General features: G+C 65.7%; 4 protein-coding genes. 2 read left to right on the plus strand and 2 right to left on the minus strand.

Annotated features, from left to right (window positions below):
• Positions 1–198: 198 nt before the first annotated feature.
• Positions 199–459: a 50S ribosomal protein L27 gene (gene rpmA, locus AC04L7_RS12765; RefSeq protein ID WP_142123858.1), complete on the minus strand. Its 261-nt coding sequence runs from the start codon at positions 457–459 to the stop codon at positions 199–201.
• A gap of 12 nt (positions 460–471) precedes the next feature.
• Positions 472–780 carry a 50S ribosomal protein L21 gene (gene rplU, locus AC04L7_RS12770; RefSeq protein WP_055935657.1) on the minus strand — a complete coding sequence of 103 codons (309 nt, stop codon included), beginning with the start codon at positions 778–780 and terminating at the stop codon, positions 472–474.
• 429 nt (positions 781–1,209) lie between these two features.
• Here rplU and uvrA point away from each other — a divergent pair, with 429 nt between their 5' ends.
• Both uvrA and AC04L7_RS12780 read left to right on the plus strand, forming a co-directional pair.
• On the plus strand, positions 1,210–4,155 hold the full coding sequence (gene uvrA, locus AC04L7_RS12775) for an excinuclease ABC subunit UvrA (protein WP_475513132.1): 2,946 nt from the start codon (positions 1,210–1,212) through the stop codon (positions 4,153–4,155).
• Positions 4,152–4,571: an acyl-CoA thioesterase gene (locus tag AC04L7_RS12780; protein WP_475513133.1), complete on the plus strand. Its 420-nt coding sequence runs from the start codon at positions 4,152–4,154 to the stop codon at positions 4,569–4,571. The genes uvrA and AC04L7_RS12780 overlap by 4 nt, the downstream gene beginning before the upstream one ends.
• Positions 4,572–4,654 lie beyond the last annotated feature (83 nt).

A 4,654-nucleotide genomic window follows, 5' to 3' on the forward strand; every position in this document is an offset into this window, starting at 1 on the left:
CCGGAAGCCCACGCAACCGTTGCCGCCGTAGCCGGCGCCGACCAGGATTTCTGCTTCGTCTACGAGTTTCATGAGAGCCGGGAGTGGGGTTCGGGAGTGGAGAGTGGGAGAAGCGGGTGCGCTGCCCGATCATTGCCGGGTCTCGAAACGAAAAGCCCCGCACGCGGCGGGGCCCTTCGCTCGACGTGTGCGAAAGCCTCAGGCTTCCGTCACCACGCTCACGGTGCGGCGCTTCTTGGCGCCCTTGATCGAGAACTCGACCTTGCCGTCGACCAGCGCGAACAGCGTGTGGTCGCGGCCCAGGCCGACGCCCGGACCCGGATGGAACTGGGTGCCGCGCTGGCGGATGATGATGTTGCCCGCGTCGATCGCCTGGCCACCAAACACCTTGACGCCCAGCATCTTCGGGTTGGAGTCGCGGCCGTTGCGCGATGAGCCTACGCCCTTTTTATGTGCCATGACTGCTTCTCCTTACTTGTTGATGCCGGTGATTTCGATTTCGGTGTAGTGCTGCCGGTGACCCTGACGCTTCATGTGGTGCTTGCGGCGGCGGAACTTGATGATGCGCACCTTGTCGGCGCGGCCATGGCCGACGACCTTCGCGGTGACCGTGGCGCCCTTCAGGGCGTCACCCAGGCTGATGGTCTCGCCATCGCCCAGCATCAGGATGTTGTCGAAGGTGAGCTCATTGCCGGCTTCGGCCTCGAGCTTCTCGACGCGGAGCGTCTCGCCCTTCATCACGCGGTACTGCTTACCGCCCGTGACTACGACTGCGTACATGTGGATTCCTTGGTTTCTGTAGTTATTTTCTGGAGCCTGCCCGCCATCGAGGGCGAACAGAAGCGGAATTCTAGTGGATTCATGGGGTTACGGTCAACCGACCCCTGCGTCGCGAGCCGCGCGGCCATCCGCTCGCGCTTTGCGGACCGGAACTGTCCGCATGGACGCCCATGCTGGCGGGTCCCGCTTCCCCCTCCGCCCTGCACGATGGCATCGCATTCCCTTGTAACTCAGCCACTTGGATGCGCCGGGAGGACGGCGCTGCGACATCGCCCGATGACCTCCTAGCGGCTGCCCCGCACGGAGCCCGTGAGTGCCCATGCTGACTGCCCACCTACCCTTCCCCCTCGTTTCGCTGGCAATGGCGGTATTTGCCCCCACCTAGGCAGATCGCTACGCTTCCTTGTTCGCTTCCGGATCCCCCACCCGATGGCCATGGACTTCATCCGCATCCGCGGAGCCCGTACCCACAACCTCAAGAACATCGATCTCGACCTGCCGCGCGACAAGCTGATCGTGWTCACCGGCCTGTCCGGTTCCGGCAAGTCATCGCTGGCGTTCGACACCATCTACGCCGAGGGCCAACGCCGCTACGTGGAATCGCTGTCGGCGTACGCGCGGCAGTTCCTGTCGGTGATGGAAAAGCCCGATGTGGACCACATCGAAGGCCTGTCGCCGGCGATCTCGATCGAKCAGAARTCSACCARCCRCAACCCGCGSTCSACSGTCGGCACGATCACCGAGATCTACGACTACMTGCGCCTGCTGTACGCACGTGTCGGCCTGCCGCGCTGCCCGGACCACGGTTATCCGCTGGAAGCCCAGACCGTCAGCCAGATGGTCGACCAGGTGCTGGCGCTCGACGGCGAGCAGCGCTACATGCTGCTGGCGCCGGTGATCCGCGAGCGCAAGGGCGAGCATGCGCAGGTGTTCGACCAGTTGCGCGCGCAGGGTTTCGTGCGCGTGCGCGTGGACGGCGAGCTGTACGAGATCGACGCCGTGCCGGCTCTGGCGCTGCGCCAGAAACACACCATCGAGGCAGTGATCGACCGCTTCCGGCCGCGCGAGGACCTCAAGCAGCGCCTGGCCGAGAGCTTCGAGACCGCGCTGAAGCTGGGCGACGGCATGGCACAGGTGATGTCCCTGGACCAACCGGAAACCGCACCGCTGCTGTTCTCGTCGAAGTACTCCTGCCCGGTCTGCGACTACTCGCTGCCGGAACTGGAGCCGCGCCTGTTCTCGTTCAATTCGCCGGTCGGCGCCTGCCCGACCTGCGACGGCTTGGGCGTTGCGCAGTTCTTCGATCCCTCGCGCGTGGTCGTGCATCCGGAACTGTCGCTGGCCGCCGGCGCCGTGCGCGGCTGGGATCGCCGCAATGCGTACTATTTCCAGCTGATCGCCTCGCTGGCCAAGCATTACCAGTTCGACACCGATGCGCCCTGGCAGTCGCTGCCCGCAAAGGTGCAACAGGCCGTGCTGTACGGCAGCGGCGAAGACGTCATCACCTTCACCTACCTCACCGAATCGGGCGGACGCACGCAGCGCAAGCACCGCTTCGAAGGCATCGTGCCGAACCTGGAGCGCCGTTACCGCGAGACCGAATCGCCCGCGGTGCGCGAGGAGCTGGCGAAGTACATCAGCGACCGGCCCTGCCCCGACTGCCAGGGCGCGCGCCTCAACAAGTCCGCGCGCAACGTGTTCGTCGCCGACCGTCCGCTGCCGTCGCTGGTGGTGCTGCCGGTCGACGAAGCGCTGGCGTTCTTCCGCGGTCTCGACCTGCCGGGCTGGCGCGGCGAGATCGCCGCGAAGATCGTGAAGGAAATCGCGGAGCGCCTCGGGTTCCTGGTCGACGTCGGCCTGGATTACCTGACGCTGGAGCGCAAGGCCGACACCCTGTCCGGCGGCGAGGCGCAGCGCATCCGACTCGCATCGCAGATCGGTGCGGGCCTGGTGGGCGTGATGTACGTGCTCGACGAGCCCAGCATCGGCCTGCACCAGCGCGACAACGAGCGCCTGCTCGGCACGCTGACGCGCCTGCGCGACCTGGGCAACACGGTGATCGTGGTGGAGCACGACGAGGACGCGATCCGCCTGGCCGACTACGTGCTCGACATCGGCCCGGGCGCTGGTGTGCACGGTGGCGAGATCGTCGGACAGGGAACGCTCCAGGACCTGCTGGAAGCACCGCGTTCGCTCACCGGCCAGTACCTTTCCGGCAGGCGTCGGATCGAGGTGCCCAAGGCCCGCCACAAGGCCAACCCGAAGATGACGCTGCACCTGCGTGGCGCCACCGGCAACAACCTGAAGGACGTGGACCTGGACATTCCGTCCGGCCTGTTCACGTGCATCACCGGCGTATCGGGTTCGGGGAAGTCGACACTGATCAACGACACGCTGTATTCGCTCGCCGCCAACGAGATCAACGGAGCCTCGCACAAGCCGGCACCGTACCGCGAAGTGACGGGACTGGACCTGTTCGACAAGGTCGTCGACATCGACCAGTCGCCGATCGGGCGCACGCCGCGTTCCAATCCCGCGACCTACACCGGCCTGTTCACGCCGCTGCGCGAACTGTATGCGCAGGTGCCGGAAGCGCGCGCGCGCGGCTACTCGCCGGGCCGCTTCAGCTTCAATGTGCGGGGCGGTCGCTGCGAAGCCTGCCAGGGCGACGGCCTGATCAAGGTCGAAATGCACTTCCTGCCGGACGTSTACGTSSMTTGCGACGTCTGCCACGGCAAGCGCTACAACCGCGASACGCTGGAGATCCTCTACAAGGGCTACAACATCAACGATGTGCTGGAGATGACGGTCGAGGACGCCCTGACCCTGTTCGAGCCGGTGCCGTCGATCGCCCGCAAGCTGGAAACGCTGGTGGATGTCGGCCTGAGCTACATCAAGCTCGGCCAGAGCGCGACCACGCTGTCGGGCGGCGAAGCCCAGCGCGTGAAACTGTCGAAGGAGYTCTCGCGCCGCGATACCGGACGCACGCTGTACATCCTCGACGAGCCGACCACGGGCCTGCACTTCCACGACATCGAGCACTTGCTCGCCGTGCTGCACAAGCTGCGCGACGAGGGCAACACCATCGTGGTGATCGAACACAACCTGGATGTCATCAAGACCGCGGACTGGGTCGTGGACCTGGGGCCTGAAGGCGGTCACCGGGGAGGGCAGATCCTCGCGACGGGCACGCCCGAGGACATTGCCGCGCATGCGGATTCGCACACGGGTCGCTTCCTCGCCAAACTGCTGCCCACCGCCAAGGCGCCGAAGCCGACCAAACCTGCGGCCGTCGCGAAGCCCGACGTCCTGCCGCCGCGCAAGTCCGCCACCAAGAAGACCGCCAAGTCCACCACGAAGAAGGCCGCCCGATGAGCGACACCCACGATACCGGCCGCAAGCTGCTGGCGAAGATTCCGATCAGCGTGCGCTGGCGCGACATGGACAGCATGGGCCACGTCAACAACGCCAAGTACATCTCGTATCTGGAAGAAGCGCGCGTACGCTGGATGCTGACCGTGCCGGACGTGTCGATGACCGACCGCATCGCCCCCGTCGTGGCCGCCAACAACATCAACTACAAGCGCCCCCTGACGTGGCCGAACGACGTGGTGGTAGAGCTCTACGTCGACCGGCTGGGCACCAGCAGCGTCACCATCGGCCACCGGATCGTGTCGGCGAAGGACGACAGCGTGCTGTATTCCGACGGCAACGTGGTGGTGGWGTGGATGGACACGCAGACCGGCCAGAGCGCGGCGCTGCCGGCGGCGATCCGCGCGGCGTCGGAGTAACCGCGGGAAGGCTGTAGGAGCGACGTGAGTCGCGACCGGAAACTCAAACAGCCATGGACTATCCGGACATCCAGCCGCTATTC

It is taken from the genome of Pseudoxanthomonas sp. LjRoot204_2 (genome assembly GCF_056175765.1).